Source organism: Micromonospora sp. NPDC050784, assembly GCF_044456765.1.
GTDB classification, from domain to species: Bacteria; Actinomycetota; Actinomycetes; order Mycobacteriales; family Micromonosporaceae; genus Micromonospora; species Micromonospora foliorum.
The window spans coordinates 333,876-352,060 of sequence record NZ_JBITGG010000002.1; the positions used below are offsets into that span (position 1 = coordinate 333,876).

General features: G+C 70.1%; 17 protein-coding genes. 12 read left to right on the forward strand and 5 right to left on the reverse strand.

Annotated features, from left to right (window positions below):
- Positions 1-83: 83 nt before the first annotated feature.
- The 6 genes from ACIBD9_RS03965 to ACIBD9_RS03990 all read left to right on the forward strand — a co-directional run bounded on the left by ACIBD9_RS03965 (position 84) and on the right by ACIBD9_RS03990 (position 5,213).
- Positions 84-422, forward strand: a complete 339-nt coding sequence (locus ACIBD9_RS03965) for a PadR family transcriptional regulator (RefSeq protein WP_387170680.1) — start codon at positions 84-86, stop codon at positions 420-422.
- On the forward strand, positions 419-1,264 hold the full coding sequence (locus tag ACIBD9_RS03970) for an ATP-binding cassette domain-containing protein (protein ID WP_396714277.1): 846 nt from the start codon (positions 419-421) through the stop codon (positions 1,262-1,264). Before ACIBD9_RS03965 ends, ACIBD9_RS03970 begins: the two co-directional genes overlap by 4 nt.
- Complete coding sequence (locus tag ACIBD9_RS03975; RefSeq protein WP_396714279.1) at positions 1,261-1,953, forward strand: hypothetical protein; 693 nt, start codon at positions 1,261-1,263, stop codon at positions 1,951-1,953. Before ACIBD9_RS03970 ends, ACIBD9_RS03975 begins: the two co-directional genes overlap by 4 nt.
- A gap of 68 nt (positions 1,954-2,021) precedes the next feature.
- Positions 2,022-3,212 carry an enhanced intracellular survival protein Eis gene (gene eis / locus ACIBD9_RS03980; RefSeq protein ID WP_396714281.1) on the forward strand — a complete coding sequence of 397 codons (1,191 nt, stop codon included), beginning with the start codon at positions 2,022-2,024 and terminating at the stop codon, positions 3,210-3,212.
- Positions 3,213-3,266: 54 nt separating this feature from the next.
- Positions 3,267-4,013, forward strand: a complete 747-nt coding sequence (locus ACIBD9_RS03985) for a ZIP family metal transporter (protein ID WP_396714283.1) — start codon at positions 3,267-3,269, stop codon at positions 4,011-4,013.
- A gap of 15 nt (positions 4,014-4,028) precedes the next feature.
- A complete protein-coding gene (locus ACIBD9_RS03990; RefSeq protein WP_396714436.1) occupies positions 4,029-5,213 on the forward strand; it encodes a hypothetical protein in 1,185 nt (394 codons plus the stop codon).
- A 122-nt stretch (positions 5,214-5,335) separates the two neighbouring features.
- Here ACIBD9_RS03990 and ACIBD9_RS03995 read toward each other — a convergent pair whose 3' ends face one another.
- Together ACIBD9_RS03995 and ACIBD9_RS04000 are read right to left on the reverse strand one after the other, a co-directional pair.
- Positions 5,336-6,418 carry an NAD-dependent epimerase/dehydratase family protein gene (locus ACIBD9_RS03995; protein WP_396714285.1) on the reverse strand — a complete coding sequence of 361 codons (1,083 nt, stop codon included), beginning with the start codon at positions 6,416-6,418 and terminating at the stop codon, positions 5,336-5,338.
- Positions 6,419-6,499: 81 nt separating this feature from the next.
- A complete protein-coding gene (locus ACIBD9_RS04000; RefSeq protein ID WP_396714287.1) occupies positions 6,500-7,636 on the reverse strand; it encodes an OmpA family protein in 1,137 nt (378 codons plus the stop codon).
- Positions 7,637-7,696: 60 nt separating this feature from the next.
- Here ACIBD9_RS04000 and ACIBD9_RS04005 point away from each other — a divergent pair, with 60 nt between their 5' ends.
- Positions 7,697-8,416, forward strand: coding sequence for a hypothetical protein (locus ACIBD9_RS04005; RefSeq protein WP_396714289.1), 720 nt, complete (start codon positions 7,697-7,699; stop codon positions 8,414-8,416).
- On the forward strand, positions 8,413-9,669 hold the full coding sequence (locus tag ACIBD9_RS04010; protein ID WP_396714291.1) for a hypothetical protein: 1,257 nt from the start codon (positions 8,413-8,415) through the stop codon (positions 9,667-9,669). The genes ACIBD9_RS04005 and ACIBD9_RS04010 overlap by 4 nt, the downstream gene beginning before the upstream one ends.
- Here the strand turns inward: ACIBD9_RS04010 and ACIBD9_RS04015 are convergent.
- On the reverse strand, positions 9,666-10,319 hold the full coding sequence (locus ACIBD9_RS04015; protein WP_396714293.1) for a 4Fe-4S single cluster domain-containing protein: 654 nt from the start codon (positions 10,317-10,319) through the stop codon (positions 9,666-9,668). The two genes, ACIBD9_RS04010 and ACIBD9_RS04015, sit on opposite strands and share 4 nt — an antisense overlap.
- Positions 10,312-11,580: a hypothetical protein gene (locus ACIBD9_RS04020; RefSeq protein WP_396714295.1), complete on the reverse strand. Its 1,269-nt coding sequence runs from the start codon at positions 11,578-11,580 to the stop codon at positions 10,312-10,314. The genes ACIBD9_RS04015 and ACIBD9_RS04020 overlap by 8 nt, the downstream gene beginning before the upstream one ends.
- Positions 11,581-11,660: 80 nt before the next feature.
- On the opposite strand from ACIBD9_RS04020, the gene ACIBD9_RS04025 reads away from it, so the two are divergent.
- Genes ACIBD9_RS04025 through ACIBD9_RS04040 form a run of 4 tightly spaced genes read left to right on the forward strand, consistent with a single transcriptional unit; the run spans position 11,661 to position 17,837 of the window.
- The gene (locus ACIBD9_RS04025; protein WP_396714297.1) at positions 11,661-13,961 is read left to right on the forward strand and encodes a serine/threonine protein kinase; all 2,301 of its coding nucleotides are present in this window, start codon (positions 11,661-11,663) and stop codon (positions 13,959-13,961) included.
- Entirely contained in the window at positions 13,958-15,328 is a 1,371-nt protein-coding gene (locus tag ACIBD9_RS04030) for a hypothetical protein (RefSeq protein ID WP_396714299.1), read from the forward strand. Before ACIBD9_RS04025 ends, ACIBD9_RS04030 begins: the two co-directional genes overlap by 4 nt.
- Positions 15,325-17,277, forward strand: a complete 1,953-nt coding sequence (locus ACIBD9_RS04035) for an AAA family ATPase (RefSeq protein ID WP_396714301.1) — start codon at positions 15,325-15,327, stop codon at positions 17,275-17,277. The genes ACIBD9_RS04030 and ACIBD9_RS04035 overlap by 4 nt, the downstream gene beginning before the upstream one ends.
- Complete coding sequence (locus ACIBD9_RS04040) at positions 17,274-17,837, forward strand: FHA domain-containing protein (protein WP_396714303.1); 564 nt, start codon at positions 17,274-17,276, stop codon at positions 17,835-17,837. The genes ACIBD9_RS04035 and ACIBD9_RS04040 overlap by 4 nt, the downstream gene beginning before the upstream one ends.
- Here the strand turns inward: ACIBD9_RS04040 and ACIBD9_RS04045 are convergent.
- Complete coding sequence (locus ACIBD9_RS04045; protein ID WP_396714305.1) at positions 17,812-18,003, reverse strand: hypothetical protein; 192 nt, start codon at positions 18,001-18,003, stop codon at positions 17,812-17,814. The genes ACIBD9_RS04040 and ACIBD9_RS04045 overlap by 26 nt on opposite strands.
- Positions 18,004-18,185: the final 182 nt, after the last annotated feature.

Consider the following 18,185-nt stretch of genomic DNA (forward strand, 5'->3'; position numbering starts at 1 on the left):
AGCTCACCCGAACCGGCCGGTTCGGGTGCTGCCGCCACAGTAGGTGGTTGTGCCATCTAGCTTGCGCCGCTACTGTCCGACGCGTGGATTCCGACCGGCGCGGGCAGTGGCTGCGGGGGGTGCTCGATATCTGCGTCCTGGCCCTGCTGTCCGAAGGCGAGTCCTACGGCTACCAACTGGCCCAGGCGCTCGACGCGGCGGGCGTCGGGCCGATCCAGGGCGGCACGCTCTATCCCGTGCTGCTGCGCCTGCAGAAGACCGGCCTGGTGACCGCGCAGTGGCGGGAGGGCAGCGCCGGGCCGGCCCGCAAGTACTACCGGCTCACCGACGACGGGTACGCGGCGCTGCGCGCCGGCGGCAGCGCCTGGCTCACCTTCGTCCGGCCGGTGAACGACATCGTCACGAAGGGGGTCACCCGGTGAACGCCGACGATTGGCTGCGTACGCTCACGGCCGAGCTGCACCAGCGCCGGGTCGCGGCGGACGCCGCACGGCACGTGGTCGCCGAGGCCGCCACGCACCTGCGCGAGGGAGGCGGCGACCCCTGGGTCGTCTTCGGTCCACCCCAGCAGTACGCGGGCGCGGTCGTGGAGAGCATCGGCACCGCGCCCGGACCGCGCCCCGGGCCGGTCCGGCTGCACGCGGCGGGCATCACCAAGAGGTACGGACGGCGAACCGTGCTGCGCGACGCCACGCTTACCGTCCGGGCCGGACAGATCGCCGCGGTGGTGGGCGCGAACGGCTGTGGCAAGAGCACCTTCCTCCGGATCTGCGCCGGACTCATGTCACCGGACGCCGGTGAGGTGACCGTCTCCGGGCGGCTCGGCTACTGCCCGCAGTCCGGCGGCACCGCCGACTTCCTGCTCGCCGACGAGCACTTCGTGCTGGTCGGCGCCGGTCAGGGCGTGGCCCGGGGGCCGGCCCGCCGCGCCGGTCGGGCGGCGGCCCGTCAGCTCGGTTGGGAGGCGGGCGGGGACGTGCAGGCCCGCCACCTGTCCGGCGGCACCCGACAGAAGCTCAACCTGACCATGTCCACTCTCAGCGCCCCCGACGTGCTGCTGCTCGACGAGCCGTACCAGGGCTTCGACCAGGGCACCTACGTCAACTTCTGGGACCAGCTCAGCAGGTTGCGCGACGCCGGCACAGCCATCGTCGTGGTGACCCACCTGCTCAACCAACTCGACCGGGTGGACATCGTGCTCGACCTGACCCCGGCACGAGAGACCGGGTGGCACGCGCCCGGCATCCAGGGAGGTCACCCGTGAACCGGCTCGTCACCGTCGCCGAGATGACCCTGCGGGAGCTGCTGCGGCGTCGGGGCGTACTCCTGCTGTTGTTGTTGATGCCGTTGACCTTCTACCTGATCCGGCGGGACGCCTACCTCGGGCAGTCGGTTCGATCGCTGCTGCTCGGCGTGGGCTGGGCGGTGAGCACCGCCGCGCTGTTCGCCACGACCGCGGCACGCGAGTTGGAGCCGAGGCTGCGGCTGGCCGGTTACCGCCCACACCACCTCTACCTCGGTCGGATGCTCGGCCTGTGGACGGTGGGGCTGGTCATCTCCGTACCGTTCTTCCTGCTGCCGATGATCGACGGCGCGGACCTGCGGTACGGCGGCCTGGCGGCGGCGCTGCTCTGTTCCGTCGCGGTGGCGGCGCCGTTCGGGATGCTGATCGGTGCGCTGCTGCCCCGCGAGTTGGAGGGCACGCTGCTGCTGCTCACCGTGGTGACGGTGCAGATGCTGATCGACCCGGCCGGCTCCGGGGCGAGGCTGACGCCGTTCTGGTCGAGCCGGGAGATCGCCACCTGGACGGTCGACAACACCGACCAGGGCTACCTCGCCCGTGGCCTGCTGCACGGCCTCGTCGTCACCGCCCTGCTGGCCCTGGGCGTGGCCGCGGTGGCCAGCGTCCGCCTGCGCCGCCGCCGGCACCTGCGGCACCTGCCGGTCGGCTGACCGCCGCGGGCACCGCGGATCGGGCCAATCCGGTTGCTGCGACCCCCGCGGCGGGTTGAGATGGGCGAATGACCATCCGCCGGGTGACCGACGACGACCGTCTCACCACCAGCTTCCCGCTGGCCGCGTACGCCTTCGAGTCCTCGCCGCTGAGCGCTGCCCGGACCGCGGACTTCCGCGACTACCTGCCCTACAACCAGGGCAACCGGACGCTGATCGCCGAGGAGGACGGCACCACGTTGGCCGCCGTCTCGGCCATTCCGATGCGACAGAACCTGCGCGGAGTGGTGCTGCCGATGGCCGGTGTCGCCGGGGTGGCAACACATCCGCTGGCCCGCCGGCAGGGGCACGTCCGGACGTTGCTGCACCAACTCCTCGACGAGATGCGCGACGAGGGGCACCTCATCAGCGCGCTCTATCCGTTCCGGCCCAGCTTCTACGCCCGGTTCGGCTACGCAGGGCTGCCCAAGCCACGCCGGGTCACCTTCACTCCGGCCAACCTGGGCTCGCTGCTGCGGGTGGACCTGGCCGGCGAGGTGAGCTGGGAACGCATCGCCGCCGGCTATCCGGCGTGGCGGGCGTTCACCGAGCGCAACCTCCAGGAACGACACGGTTTCGCGATCTTTCCCGACTACCGGGCGATCGGAATGCGCGACCGCGACGAGCACTGGCTGCTCACCGCCCGGGTGGACGGCGAGGTCACCGGCGCGGTGACGTACCGGATCGACGAACACGGCGGCACGCTGCACGGCAACGAACTGCTGGTCACCGACCCGCTCGCGCGGTCGCTGCTGTTGCAGTTCTTCGCCCGGCACGTCGACCAGATCGAGCGGGTCACCGTCCAGGTTCCGCCCGACGAGTTGCCCGAGCTGTGGCTGACCGACCTGGACGTGCACGTCGAGGCCCGCACGGCCGTGCCGGGTTCGTCCGCGCCGATGGCCCGGCTGCTGTCGCTTGACGCGTTGAGCGGGCTGCCCGCCGGCCCGGGCCGGGTGCGGATCGAGCTGACCGGGGACCGCTGGCTGACCGGCACCCACCTGCTCGACGGCACGACCGGCGCGCTGGAACTGGTCGACGACAGCACCGGCCGCGCGCCGACCGCCACGCTCACCGCCGCCGGGCTCTCCGCCCTCGCGTACGGGGTGCTGGACCCGGTCGAGCTGCCGCTGCGCGGTCTGGGTGAGGTGCCGGTGGACGCCGCCACGGAGCTGCGCGGCCTCTTCCCCCGCCGGGTGCCGTATCTCTTCGCCGACTTCTGAGCCCTCCTCACAATCGGGTTTGTCGCCTGGGCGACCGTGGGTACGCTCCCGCAAATGCCGGAGTGGTTACAGGCGGGTGGGTGGGGGCTGCTGGCCGGGTCGGCCCTGCTGGTCGGGGCGGCGGTCGGCTGGTTCGCCCGGGTGCCGCAGCGCGTCATCGCGTCGATCATGGCGTTCGGCGCGGGGGTGCTGCTCTCCGCCGTGTCGTTCGAGTTGATCGCCGAGGCGCACGCGCAGGGCGGGCTGCTGCCCACCGCTATCGGCGCTGCCGTCGGTGCGCTGGCCTACACCCTGGCCAACCTGGCCCTCGCCCGGCACGGCGCTCGGCACCGGAAGCGGTCCGGCGACCAGCAACCCTCGGAGAGCGAGCAGCCTGGCTCCGGGTCGGCGCTCGCCGTCGGCGCGCTGCTCGACGGCGTACCCGAATCGGTGGTGATCGGCGCCAGCCTGCTCGGCGGCGGCGCGGTCAGCCTGGTCACGGTGGCGGCGGTGTTCCTCAGCAACGTTCCGGAAGGGCTGTCCAGCGCGGCCGGGATGCGCCAGGCCGGCCGCACCCGACGGTACGTGTTCCTGCTCTGGAGCGGGATCGCGCTGATCAGTGGCGTCGCCGCACTGGTCGGCAACACGCTGCTGGGTGGCGCGCCGCCGGAGGTGCTGGCCGCCATCACCGCGCTCGCCGCCGGGGCGATCCTCGCCATGATCACCGACACCATGGTCCCGGAGGCGTTCGAGAACGCGCACCTCCTGGTCGGTCTGATCACGGTCGCCGGCTTCCTCACCGCCTTCGCCCTCTCCCACTAGCATCACGGGGTGCGCATGACGTCGCTTGCCGCTCTCCTCGTCCTCGGTGTCGCCACCGCGACCCTGCCCGCCTGCGCGCCCAACGACCCGGCCCCCGCCTTCGAGGCCGGCTCGTCCGCCTCGCCGACGGCCCTGCCGACCGGCGGTCAGGGCGACGCGCCGGGGGCCCGCGACGGCCTCGGCGGCCCGGGCGCCAGCGCCAGCCCGAAGCCCGCCAACAAGGTGCTCGCCGCCGGCAACCCGAACGGCAGGGCCACCGTGCCGGCCGAGGCGCGGGCGGTGGACACCGCCAAGCCGACCCGGACCATCGGCACCGGTACCCCGGCGAGCTGCACCTCCGCGGCGGTCGTGAAGGCCGTCACGGCCGGCGGCGTCATCACGTTCAACTGTGGACCGGCCCCGGTGACCATCAAGATGGCCGCCACCGCGAAGGTCCGCAACGCCAACGGGCCGAAGATCGTGCTGGACGGCGGCGGCAAGGTCACGCTGAGCGGCCAGGGGCAGCGCCGCATCCTCTACATGAACACCTGCGACGAGGCCCAGGGCTTCACCACCTCGCACTGCCAGAACCAGGACCACCCACAGCTCACCGTGCAGAACCTCACCTTCGCCGACGGCAACTCCACAGGCGAGAAGGTCGAGGGCGGCGGCGGTGGGGCGATCTTCGTACGCGGCGGGCGGCTGAAGGTGGTCAACTCGCGCTTCGTCCGCAACCGCTGCGACCGCACCGGACCCGACCTGGGTGGGGCGGCCGTCCGGGTGCTGAGCCAGTACGAGAACAAGCCGGTGTACGTGGTGAGCAGCACCTTCGACGGCGGTTCCTGCTCCAACGGAGGGGCGTTGAGCAGCATCGGCGTCTCCTGGGTGGTGCTGAACAGCCTGCTCAGGGACAACGAGGCGATCGGCAGCGGCGCCAACCCGGCCAAGTCCGGCACGCCGGGTGGCGGCAGCGGCGGCGCGATCTACTGCGACGGCAACGAGTTCACCGTACGGCTCGCCGGCACGATCATCGAGAACAACAAGGCGAACGAGGGCGGCGGCGCGGTCTTCTTCGTGAGCAACAACCGCACCGGCACGATGAGGATCGAAAACTCGACCCTGCGCCGCAACCCCAGCGCCAAGTTCGAGACCCGCGGCTTCCCCGGCATCTTCTTCCTAGGCGCCCGCAACCCCACGGTAACCAACTCCAAGCTCTCCTAGCCCACCCGCGCCCGCGCTGGGTGCGCCCGGCATTCCCGCACCCCCGCCGATGATCAAGAGGTTTCGGTCACCAGGACTCGGTTTTTTGACTGGGAGCTCTTGATCAACGAGCTGGGATGGGGTCAGTAGGGGTTTCCCTGACCTGGGGGGCGGGCGTGGAGGAGGGCGGCGGGGCGGCCGGGTAGGTCCCGTGCGCCGGACATCGGCGGGCTTGCCGTGTGGTCGCCGTCGGCCATTCCGGCGAAGAGTTCCTTGAGCGCCGTCAGCGCACTGATCTTGGGATGCCAGCCCAGCTCGGTCTCCGCGCGCTCGCTGGACATCAGCGGGGCGTTCAGACCCAGCTCCACCCAGCCCGCGTCGACCGGTTGCAGCCGCGCCCGCCAGGTCAGCACCGCCGCCACCCGCAGCACCGGCGCGGCGACCGGCACCGTCCAACCGTGGAAGTGCCGGGCCACCAGCTCCGGAGTGAGCACCGGGTCCGCGGCGATGTTGAAGGCGCCGCGCGCATCACCCAACACCGCCCGGGTGTACGCGTCAGCCACGTCATCGGCGTGCACCGCCTGCATCCGCAACCGGCGGTTCGCCGGCACCAGCGGGATCCGGCCGAAGCGCAGCAGCCGCACCGGCGCCAGCGGGCCGAGGAAGTACCGCGTGATCTCCGCACCGGCGGCCCGCTGGAAGGTCAACCCGGGTCGCATCCGTACCACCCGCAGCGTCGGATGATCCCGTTCGACCCCGTCCAGCAGCGCCTCCACCTCGGCCTTGTGCTCGCTGTACGACGAGCCGGGCACACCTGTGGCCGGCCACCGCTCGCTGATCGGGTGGTCCTTCGGGCCGGGCGCGTAGGTGCCCACCGACGAGGCGTACACCAGGGCCGGCACACCGGCCTGGACCACCGCGTTGATCACCGCCCGGCTGCCGTCGACGTTGGTCCGGCGCAGCACCCGCTGGTCGTGACTGGGCTGGATCTGCCAGGCCAGGTGCACCACCGCGTCCGCACCCGCGAACACCTCGGCGAGCTGCCCGACCGCGCCCGGCGCGCCGATGTCGCAGGAGTGCCACTCCACCTGGTCGTACGGCTCGCCAGCATCCGGGCCGGGCAACCGTCGAACGACCCCGGCCAACTCCACGCCCCGCTCTCGGCGCAGCCTCCGCAGCAGCGCCGTACCGACGTTGCCGCTCGCCCCCACCACCACGATCCGCATGCCCGACCCCGTACCCGCCCAGCACCAGCTCAACCACCCACCCGACGAGCCTTGCGCGTCCCGGCCCGCACAACATCCGCTTTACGTCCGCGCACAATTGACCTCGATCGTGACCTGGCGGTTCTTCTGGTCGTAACGGGGGTCCGGGGGTGCGCTCACGCTCGGGTACGGGCCCCAGCCCATGCCCTTCGCGGTGATCGTGTTCGAAACGCCCTGCGATGACAGTTCCTGCTTCACCCGGTCGGCACGGCGCTGGGAGAGGTCGCCGTTGCCGTGGTGGGCCACGTATCCCTTGATCAGGACCTCGACGCTCGGGTTCTCACGGAGGAAGCCGGCGAATCTGCCCAGGATCTTCCTCGCCGCCGCCGGGTCGCGGAACTCGGCCTCGTCGGCGACGAAGCCGACTCCGCCGTTGTCCGGCAGTACCGAGAGCGTGTCGCAGCCCAGGTAGATCTCTGCGACGGGGAACTTGACCACGCTCACGGGCGGGCTGGTGACCGCCGACCGGCTCGTGTTCGGCTCTTCGGCCACGACCACGTCCTTGGCACCGGAGGCCGTAACGATCTCGCGCCACAGGTCAACGAGGAACGCCTGGTTCTTCTCGTCGAGCGGCTCCTGCGGCGCGGCTGTGTAACCGAGCCCCGCCATGATGACCTTACGTTCACTGAGGTCGGGCAGTAGGCCCTGCTGCTTCAGCGCCTTGGCGATGAGCGCCGGACGCCGCGACACCAGGTTGTTCTTACGGAAATCCAGAGGGGCGGTCGTCTGCACTCCGGAGTCGATCAGCACCACGCTGCCGCCCTGACCGGCGGCGTCCGATGCCACGCTCAGCGCCTGCAGGACGTTCGCCTCCGGCGCCCCAGCATGCGACCTGGCAAGGATCGAGTCCACATTCTTGAGGAAGCTCGTCTGGTCGATGGCGAAGTTTGACTTGGTCTTGGCGCCGGTACTGAACACCAGCTCACCCGCTAGGCCGGGACGGCCGTCCACCCGGATGGCCGTGATCTTGCCGCAGCCCATCATGGTGTCCACGATCATCTGACGGATTTCGGTCGGAGGCGTCGGCGTCGGGCTGTTGGCCCGGGCACCAACCGCGATGGCCAGGCCCGGAGCCGCAGGCTGCGGGCAGTGGAACTCGAACTCTTCACCGAACACCAAGGCGCAGCCGGTGGTTACGGCTGCCAACTGGAGGCACATCGCCAGGACGGCGAGTCGCACAGACCTGTGAGGTTTCATGCCCAGTGCTGACGGACCGCAGGCCGTCCGTCAGCACTGGGCATGGTGGCCACCCCCGACATGTCCTACCCCGCTCCCCTGCAACGCGACGACCGGCTCCGCGGACGGCTCGACGGTGAGCAGCGCATACCGTCCCTGGCCGAGGTTCGGCGCCGAGAGCAGGAGTTGGCCGAGACCGGTGGACAGCTGACCGTCGGATATCAGGTCGTACTCCTCGCCGAGCTGAGCCAGAAGTTGAACGAGCTGCACGTCGCGTACCTGCGCATGGGCCAGGCCCTGGCACTCGAACTGAGCCGGTGCGACGAGCGGATCGAGCGAGCTCAAGAGGACCTGCGGCGGATGCAGGAGGGTCTGCGGGACGCGAGCGTCCCACTGACGCCCGAGGAGCTACGGCCTCGCAACTCCGAGGAGGTGCTCTGGGCGGAGGAGGTGCTGCGGCACCGCCGTGAAGTGGCGCGCTCGCGGCGGGTCTTACGCGCGCGGGAGAACGTGGACCACGCCCGCGACCGCGTCGAGCGCCGACAGGCCGAGCGCGCCGCTGCCGTTCGTCAGCACCAGGAAGCTGCCTCGGGCCCGGGCATCCAGGCCCAACGGACGGTGGAGTTGTACCAGCGGCGTATCGCCGTGTACCTGGCCGCGCTGGCCCAGAACCACCCGGAGGGCGGAACCCTCTATCCACTGCTCACCCTCCCCTCGATCCCGCTGCCTGGCTGGGTCACCGAGTCATCGCCCCACCATCACGACACCAGGAGCCTGACGTGAGGATGCCGAGGGAATGGACACGATGGGCCGAGCTACGGGGGGCCTCCAAGCGGCTGAAGCAGCTGAGCCTGCGGCGCGTTCCGGTGATGAGCGGTGAGAAGGAGCTGCGGTCTCGGGTCCGGCGACACCTGGCTGAGTCGGCGCGTTACGGCATCGACGCCGATGTGATCAAGGCGATCGACGAGGTCATCGAGTCACACGTGATCGAGATGGAGGCAGAGATCCTCCGCTCGCACACGGCCGAGGAGGTCGAGCTGGGCAAGCTGCAGGGCACGATCGACGGTCTGATCGTGCAGTACGACTACGACGGCGAAGCCCGGGGCGGCCGGATCAAGCAGCTGGATTACCAGCAGCGGATGGCGCTGCGCGACGTCGAGGACCGGGACACTCCGACCCCTGCCGGCTACGACGGAGTCGAGGAGCCCGGCCATCAGGTCGGTAAGGTCGGTGAGCTGGCTGGCCGCAGCCTGCTGGGCCTGCTGGTCCTCTACCTCGTGCTGGCGCTGGCGATGGTGGCCGATCTCATTACGTTCCGGCAGGTCGTCGAGCGGATGCTTAACGACGCACTGGTGTTTCCACTCGTGCTCGCGCTGACCGTGACGACGACCTACGTCGCGCACTGGGCGGGCGAGGGTTTCAAGCAGGCCAAGGAGCAGCGCCGCAACATTAGGCGAGCCGTGGCCGGGTGGTCGCTCTTCGGGGTTTGGCTGGCGATGGGCTTCGGAGCGTTCGTCTTCCGCCTGCTGGCCCCCGCCCTGCCCAGCGCCGATGCGACAGGGGCCTATGTGAACGCGGGCACGTCGGCAACCGCGTCTACCGACGGCAACCCGCTGCTGAGCGCGGGGCTGATGCTCCTGCTCTATGTGCTCACCGGGGCCATCGCGTTCACCGCCGGGTACCGTCGACCGCGTCCCGAGGTAGGACAGTTCACCCGCGCCGGCCGGCGGCTGCGCCGAGCCAACCCCCGGCAGGGCGTGCTACTGCGCGACGTCGCCGAGGCCAGGGCGCTCGGCAGGCAGCTTGATGACCTACGAAACAGCCGCAAGCGGCAGTACGCCGTCGAGGTCGACAGGTGCAAGTCGGCAGCCCGGCGGGTACGGGCCGAGGCCGCGATGCGCGCAGTCCAGCAGCGCATCGCCGCGGAGCGTCCCCGGTGGCGGCGGCTGCTCCCGGGCGCTACTCGGCTCGCCGCCATCGCGGCCCCCCAGGAACAGCAGGTCCGACCGGAGGATGACGAGCCAAGCAACTCCTAGCGGCGGCGCCAGCTCACCGATTCGACTGTGTAGCCGAGCGCCGCCAGCGTACGATCCAACTCGCGCTTGGTGTTCGGGTGGTTCGGCACGCCCACCCACCAGGCGCGACCATCGGCGCTGGTCTCGATCTGAATGGGTGGGGCCTCCGGCTCGTACTCCAGGAACTCGGTGTAGCGCTCCTGGGCCAACGGCGTGCGCAGCAGCATCTCCTGGTTGGCCGAGCCCCGCCAGATCCGCTTGGTCGGCGCGGTCGCGACGTACCGTCCGGTGATCAGCACGTCCACGAGTTCGGCTGTCGCGCGCTGCGCGCGATCCAGCTCGGTGAAGTCGAATCCGGTGTAGAGCAGAACGTCGAAGGACTCGCTGAGTTCGCGTACGCCGCGCAGCAGCGACCCAAGCGCGGCGGCCTGAAGCAACGGCTCTCCGCCGCTCACAGTCAGGCCGTCAGCGCCGGCCGCGACCGCGCGACGTACGTCATCAAGCAGGTCCCCGGCGTCGACTTCGACGCCGCCGGCGGGGTCCCAGGTGTCCTTGGCGATGCAGCCGGGACAGGCCAGCGGGCAGCCCTGCACCCAGAGACCCAGACGCCGACCGTAGCCAAGCGCCGTCACCGGGAAGTGCGCTCGGGCCAGCCGCAGCGTCTCACTCATCGGTCGGCACCGCCGCCCGGGTCCGGTGCCGTAGCACTGCCTCGGTGAAGGTCGGGTCAGCCACCGCCTCGATCAGTCCCTGGTAGTACGCCTCCTCCGCGGCCTGGTAGGCGGACCTGATGGCTGCCTCCCGGTCGGGCGCCTGCACTGCCTCGGGGTCGCCCGCCGCACCGTCGATCGAGGTCATCGCCACCCGATAGTCACCGTTGATCCGGGTCCCCATCCGCTGGGTCACGTTGATGGTGCGGTTGCGTACCTGCCGGCTGCGGACGAATGCCTCCTGGAACGGATGCCGCTGGGCAAGCCCCAAGATGTATGCCATCGCGCAGGCCAGGAACAGCACCACATCGAAGACCAGGATCAGCGTCGCCGGGGTGAGCCCGAGCGCGGCAGCCCCTGATGGGGCGACTGCCGTGCTCAACGACGCAGCGCTGGTGACGCCGCGGTCGTAGAGCGCCGCGGCGAGCAGCCCGAAGCCCAGGATGATCGCCAGTGTGGGCAGCAGGAGCAGAACCGTCAGCACGGCCAGCGGCCGGTCGTAGCCGGTTGCGTGGCGGCTGCGGAACAGCTGACCGGAGACCAGTGGGCCGACAATTGTCAGCCCGGCGATCGCCCCGGTGAGCAGCAGCCCGCTGGCCTGCCCGAGGTCGGTGAGCGGCAGGTACGCCGTAGCGACGTAGTGCTCGATCTTGAAGACGACAGCACCCAGAAACAACACGATGAGCACCCGCCAGATCAGGCGCATCGGCGGTGCCTCGCCCTCCCACACCGGGTGGTCGATCGGGGGTAGCTCGAGCTGAGTGACGTCGATCCTGCGCCGGTGCAGGAACGCGCGCAGTGAGTTGTCCTCGTCGAGCTGATCCCGGGCGGCGATCCGGGCCATCCTGTCCCGGGCGGCGCGCATCTGCCGGTCCGCCTCCTGTGCGGTGTGGTGCAGGTCGGCCAGCCGGGCCTCGGTCAGCCGCTGCCGGTCGCGGTGCTCGTGTATCGCGGTCTCGCACCTGTGTCGCAGCATCTCGATGTACTTCGGCTCGCCCACCGCGTTCGGCGGGTCACCCTCGTGCCCGAACGACCAACCGTCATAGAGGTACTGCTTGCCGTCAGTGAGGCCCTTGTCTCGGGCCTGGTCCACGAGTTGGTCGGCGTCGACGCGCGGGTCGACGGCGGGCCTGGGCAACGGCACCAGCAGGCCGGCGTCCGGGTCGCGGAGAACCGCGAGCGCCTGACCGAACCGCCGGCCCCACATCTGGAGATAGTTCACCGGTCCGTCACTTCCTCTGTAGCAGGGATCGGTGGTCACCAGAGTTCTGGCGGACCGGAGCACGGAGGTGTCAGCAGCGGATGAGCCAGCCCGAGCAACCAGCCGGTCTCGACGAGACTCTGGTGGACGAGGGACGGACGCGGCGGCTCTCGCCGCGCCCGCCGGTCGGCCACGCCGATCTGGACGAGACGCTGCTGGACGAGGGGCGGGTGCGGCCGGGCGCGGGGACTGGCGACTGGCCCGAGAACGGCCTGCCCGAGCTGCTGGCCGCGCGATACCAGCTGATCCGCCGTCTGGAGCGGCCTGCGCTGTATCTGGCGCGGGTGCGCGCGGACGGCACCGAGGTAGTGATCAAACGTCACCGAGTGGACCGCGAACCGGATTCCGGGCTCGTGCAGTACCTCGTCGGCACGCACGCGCACACCGTCCGGTATCTCGAGTTCGAGGCTGGACACAGCGTGACGGTGTACGCCGCGGGTGGAACCCTTCGAGAGCGTCAGCAATCGAATCCGAGTGGCTTTGGCCTGGCCGAGCTTCGCGGGGTGGTGCAGCAGGTCTCGTCCGCGCTGATCGAGCTGCATCGTGCCGGTTTCGTGCACCGGGACGTGAAGCCCGCCAACATCGTGCGTCAGGGTGAAGACACGACTCTGATCGACTTTGACATTGCTAAACCGCTGGACGGCATCGACTGGCCCGAGCAGCTCAACCTGGCTTACCAACCGCCCGAGTGGAGCAACCTCGGGCAGGTCGGTGCGGCAACCGACTGGTGGGGCCTGGGGATGACCGTCCTCGAGTTGGCCGCGGGTCAGCACCCGTTCGCGTGGCTGGCCGACGAGGACATCCGCAGTCACTTCGGTCGGACGCGCCCGGTGGACGTCTCCGGTGTGCCCGACGACCGGCTGCGCAATCTGTGCCAGGGCCTGCTGGTCACGGATCCGGCCGAACGCTGGGGCGCCGAGAACGTCGGGCTGTGGCTGGTCGGTCGTGCCCCGCAGCCGCCAAGAGCTGCGCCGTCGGCGGCGTACACCCCGAACGCGGCAGAGACGCCCTACCAGTTCCGGGGCGGCTCCTACCGGCTCCGGGACGAGCTTGCGCAGGCCATGACAGTCGCCTGGAACTACACCGTGCGGGTGCTTGTCGAACGGGACGGCGGGCTCGATGGGCTGCGGGCCTGGCTCGACCAGTTCACCGATGACGACGCGACCGAAGCCCGCCGGGTGGTGGACGGGGTCGCGACGGACCGGAGGGAGTCCGTTCACGTACGGCTGCTCCGGGTCCTCCGGGCCCTCGACCCGACCCGGCCTCCGGTCTATCGCAACCACGTGATCTCGCGGCGCGGCCTGCTGGCCATCGCCCACCGGGCGACAGCGAACGACGGTGACGACGCCTGGGTCCTCGCCGACCTATGGAACCATCGCCTGCTGCCCGAGTTCGACACGGCCGTGCCGGACGACGCCGACACCGGCGGTCAGATGCTCGCCGAACTGGATCGTTCCTGGATCCGCGCGTCTCGGGAGTGGCGCACGCTGGTGAGCCGGGTGACCGACCCGAGGGCTCGGGAACACCTGCGTAACACGGCCACCGACCGGGAGAGACTGGCGATCTGGCTGCGAATGGCGCTGCACCAGCCGGAGGACCTTGCTGCCGTCCAGGAACGGCTGGAGCGGGCGGTCGCGGAACTGCCCGTGTCGGTCCCATGGTTCGAGGCAATGGTCCGTCAACAGACGACGGTCTGGGCGGCGGAACTCTTGTCCGGGATCGCCATCAGCAGCGCGCGCACCGAGGCGCAGCGGATCCGGCTCCGCGAGGCGGGCGAGTACGAGTTGCTCATCAGCGCGGCCTTCCGGGAGTGGTCGCGCCGGCAGAACCGCCCGGCCGCCCTGGGTTGGGCAGTTGCCGGTGTGTGCCCGGTCGCCGTGGCCTGGATCGCCCTCGTCACTGCCGCCGACGCCGCCAACCGGGTCGACGACTCTGTGATCGGGATCGCCTGGGTCGCCGCGTCGATCTGCCTCGCCGTCTCGCTGGTCGCCGAGTGCATGCTCGCCGCCAGCATCGGTGGCCGGTTCCACGTGCGGTACTCGATACCCGGCAGCGGCTTGCTCGCCCTGCGACCGCTGAGCCGCTGGATGCAGCGCTCCTGGGCGCAGGCCGCCGCGGCGATCCTCGCCGCGCTGGCCGGCATCACCCTGGTGTCGATCGAGTTTCCGCAGTTCCTGGTGATCGCCATGACGATCGCCCACCTGGTCTGGGTGATGCGTCGCTGGGCGAGGTGGCGCAACCAGGTCGCGGTCGAGGAGGCGCAGATCGCCGAGGCGGCACAACGCCAACCGTCAGAAACCGATGCTGTCCCGGCCGGGGCGGCAGGAGGAGCGGACTCATGAGTGGTGGAGAGATCGCGGTCGTACCGATGGGCATCCTGCTCGCCCCGGTCGCACTGGTCGCCGTCGGGGCGGGGGTGGCCGCGACGATGGCGATTCGAGCCGCCCAGGCAGGCACCGAGGCGACCGGTCGTGCGCTTGAGCAGTTCGCCGACGAGATGGAACGCTCGGCGAACGCACAGGACGACCTCGCAATTCGTACCCGATTGTGGGAGCTGGCCGCGGGCTCGGTGGCACGGACCAACCAGGATCTGCGCTTGCTGGCCGCCCGCGCCGAGAAGTCCGGCGTACGGCTCGCGCTGCCCCGGCCGATCGACCTGACCGGGCGGAAACTCGCCGACACCCGAGACCTGGTGGCACAGGCCCAAGTTTCGCTCGCCGGCCTGCGGGCCGCAGTTGAGCAAGCGGAGGCAGTGCGGGAGCGGCGGACTCTGCTCGTGGAGTTGTCGGCCCTGGCTGACAGCGCCCCGTCCGCTGCCGAAGTGCTCGCTCGCCATCAGACAGTGCTTGCCAGCCGAAATCAAAGCAGGGGCACGGTTTCGGCAAAGACGCACAAGGTCGACGAGCGCCGGGTCCATGCCGAGATCGATGCGATCCTGTGCCAACTGCACGAGGATGCCAGCGCGGACGACCGCGCCGAGGCGTTGACGGCAGCGGCGCGGGCCGAGCAGCAGAAGAGCACGTCGATGAGCCGTACGTATCTGGATGCTCTTGCCCGCACGGTGCGGAAGGACATCAACCCGCGGATCGCCCGCCGCCGGGAAGCGGCGAACCTGTTGGCAGCGCTGGAACAACCGCTCGTCGCCGACGTGATCACCGACGCCGCGCCGCCGCGACCGCCGTGCTTCGACTCGATCGAGCGGCTGCGGGCCGTGGTGCGCGGCGACGCCGACCTGGTCGACGACGATCGACGTGACGCGCACAGCGCACTGAACTTTGCGCAAGTGGAGATCAACCGACGTCGACTGCTCGACGGAGTCGCCGAGGCGTTCAGCGGGTTGGGTTACTCGGTCACCGCAGGTCTCCAGGTGCACCACAGCGCCACGCTGTCGGTGTCTCGACAGGCCTGGCGCGGCGGGCACTCCGCGGACGTCTGGATCGATGAGGCGGGCAGGGTGCGGTCTCGGCTGATCCGACTCGCTCCGGAAGCGGACGGCGAGGCTGGCCGCTGCGCGGATCTGAACGACAGCCTGCGGCATGTCGGCGCGGAGCTAAACCGGCATGGCATCGGCGCAAAGGTGCATCTACCCAGCGAACCGGTCCCGGCGCTGATGCGGTTCGCGCCTGGCACCGGCTCGACGACGTTGTCGTCATTCGACGATTCCGCCCATTCCGCCCGCACCCAGGACCACCCTGAGGAGAATCGATGACCACCAACCAGCACGAGTTCCTGCCAGGTTTTCCGTCGTTCACCCAGGAGTTGGCCGGCACGTTGGCCGTGCACTCGCAGTACGTCCTCTACGGCAACACGCGCGACCTGCACCTGGTACCGGAGATACGGCGCACGCCTGGCGGCGTACGCCCAGTGCATCTCCTCGAGGCCCTCTGGCGGGCGTTGCGTCCGTCCGGGTACCGCTGCCTGATCGTCTCGGACCAGGTCGACGGCATCACCGTCTACCCGCCCGACGACCCGGGGGCGCGGACGGCCGCAGAGCAGATCCTGGGCCGCCGCGTGATTGGCAAGAAGCAGACTCTGGAGCGGTTGCGTACCTGCATGGCGCGGGTGGTCGGGGCGACGGAGCCACCACCGATCGACGCGGACGCGATCCCGGCCGCCCCGCAGCCCGACGACGCGCCAACCGCCGGCGCGCAGAGCGCCCGCGCCGCGCTCGTCATCGACTACGCGGCCCGAATCCCGCGCAGCCAGACCGGTCTGGAAGGTGTCGAGCGCGACTTCTTCCTGTTCGCCCAGAAGCTCGCGGTCACCGCCGAGACCCACCTGGGTGGCCCGCCCGACCGACCAACAGACCTGTTCAACCCGATCATCTGGCTGACCGAGGGAGAGCGGGACCTGCCGGCGTGGCTGACCGTCGGCGTGGAGCGGGTACGCACCATCGCGGTGCCCAACCCCGGCTTGGCCGAAAGGATCAAGGCTGCCCAGTACTTCGCGCCGGTCATCACGGGCAGCCCAGTCGCGCCCGCCCAGAGCGACCTGGACGTGACCCGGTTCGCACAGCGCACCGACGACATGACGCTGCATGCCATGCGGGAGGTCGCCCGACTCGGCGCGGACCGCGGGATGCCGTTCGCGCGCATCGACGATGTGATCCGGATCTACCGCATCGGCGTCGACGAGAACCCGTGGCGACAGGAGGCGGTCCGCCAGCAGATCATGCTGGGCGAACGCGAGGTGCCGGACCGGATCTTCGGCCAACAGGCGGCCATGGTGAAGGCGTTCGACATCCTCAAGCGCGCCGCGCTAGGGCTGTCCGGCGCGCAGGCCACCAGCTCGGCCAATCGGCCCCGAGGCGTGCTGTTCCTGGCCGGGCCGACGGGCGTCGGCAAGACAGAGCTTGCCAAGCAGGTGGCCACCACGCTGTTCGGCGACCCGGACGCGTACCTGCGGTTCGACATGTCGGAGTTCTCGGCGAGCCACTCAGCCGACCGGCTGACCGGTGCGCCGCCCGGCTACGTCGGCTATGAGGCGGGCGGTGAGCTGACCGGCGCGATCCGGCGCAAGCCGTTCTCGGTGGTGCTCTTCGACGAATTCGAGAAGGCGAATCGGCAGATTTTCGACAAGTTCCTCCAGATTCTCGACGACGGCCGGCTCACCGACGGACAGGGCATCACCACGTACTTCACCGAGTGCATGCTGATCTTCACGTCGAACCTGGGCATCTTTCGGGACGACCCGGCGACCGGCGAGAAGATCCAGCTGGTCCATCCGGGGATCGCGCACGACGTCTTGGAGCGGACGGTCAAAGAGGCGATCAAGGACCACTTCACCCGCGAGCTGGGCCGCCCAGAGTTGCTCAACCGGTTCGGCGACAACATCGTGGTATTTGACTTCATCGACGACATGGCGGCCCGCACCATCCTCGACCGGCAGCTCCGCAACGTCGAGGAGCGGCTCACCCGCGACCATGACATCCATCTGGAGCTGGGCGGCGCCGCCCGGCAACGCCTGGAAGAGTGGTGCACCGCACCGGAGACGCTGACTAACGGCGGCCGAGGCATCGGCAACGAGGTGGAGAGCAAGCTCGTCAACCCGCTCGCCCGCTACCTGTTCGACGAGGACGTACGCTGGGGCAAGGTCCGGATCGACGACATCACCGTGGCGGACGGGGTGGTCACGCTCCACGCGAGGCGCGACCAATGAGCGACGACCCCGAGCTCTGGTGCCCCCGGTGCAGGGAGAGCTACCCGAGCGACAGCTTCTTCTGCCCCCGCCATCCGGGCGTGGAGTTGGTCCCGGCCCCCACCCCGGCCATCGCCGAACCGGCGGACCCGGTGCCTGAGGAGCCCCGCCCGACGTGCTGGTCGTGCGGAACCCGCGCGACCGACGCACGCAACGACACCTGCGCCAACTGCCACCGATCGCTCGTGCCACCGGCCCTGGTGATCACGTTTCCGGCTGGCTCGGTGGTGCTGTCGGCCCGCCGGACGTCGGCCCACCTGGGCCGGACGGGCGAGCACGGGCACCTGTTCGCCCACCACCCCAACGTCTCACGATCGCACGCGACGGTGAGCGTGGACGAGGAGGGGAACGCCTGGATCACGCCGATCTTGGAGGCGCCGAATGGCACCTTCCTCAACGGCCGGGAGATCCATGAGCGGTCGCCGGTACGCACCGGCGACCAGATCCGCTTCGCCACCGACCAAGGGCCGCACGTGGGCCCGATAAGCGAGTCGGTCAGTCAGCCGAGTCGGGATTCGTAGGCTCTTCGAGGGCTGCCAGCATCAGGTTGATGCGGTGCAGCCGCTCCGCGAGGTCGGCCGTCACCGCGTCCGGGTCGGCACCGGCGCCGATGGCCGCCGATCCCGCCGCGCGTAGCTCCGACGCCAGGTAATCGCGTAGTTCCTTCGAGGCCGGATCCTCACCCATTGTCGCCTTCCTGTCGGCCGATCGAGGCCAAGTTCCACGCCAGCATGCCCGCAAGCCGGCCCGAACGGCAGCCATTCCCGAACATGGCGACGTCACGCTCACGGGAGCTACGACGTTCATCGGGATCCATCGGCCTCTCGAAGCGCCTGTGTGGACCAATTGGTGATGTTTGCGCCCCGAGC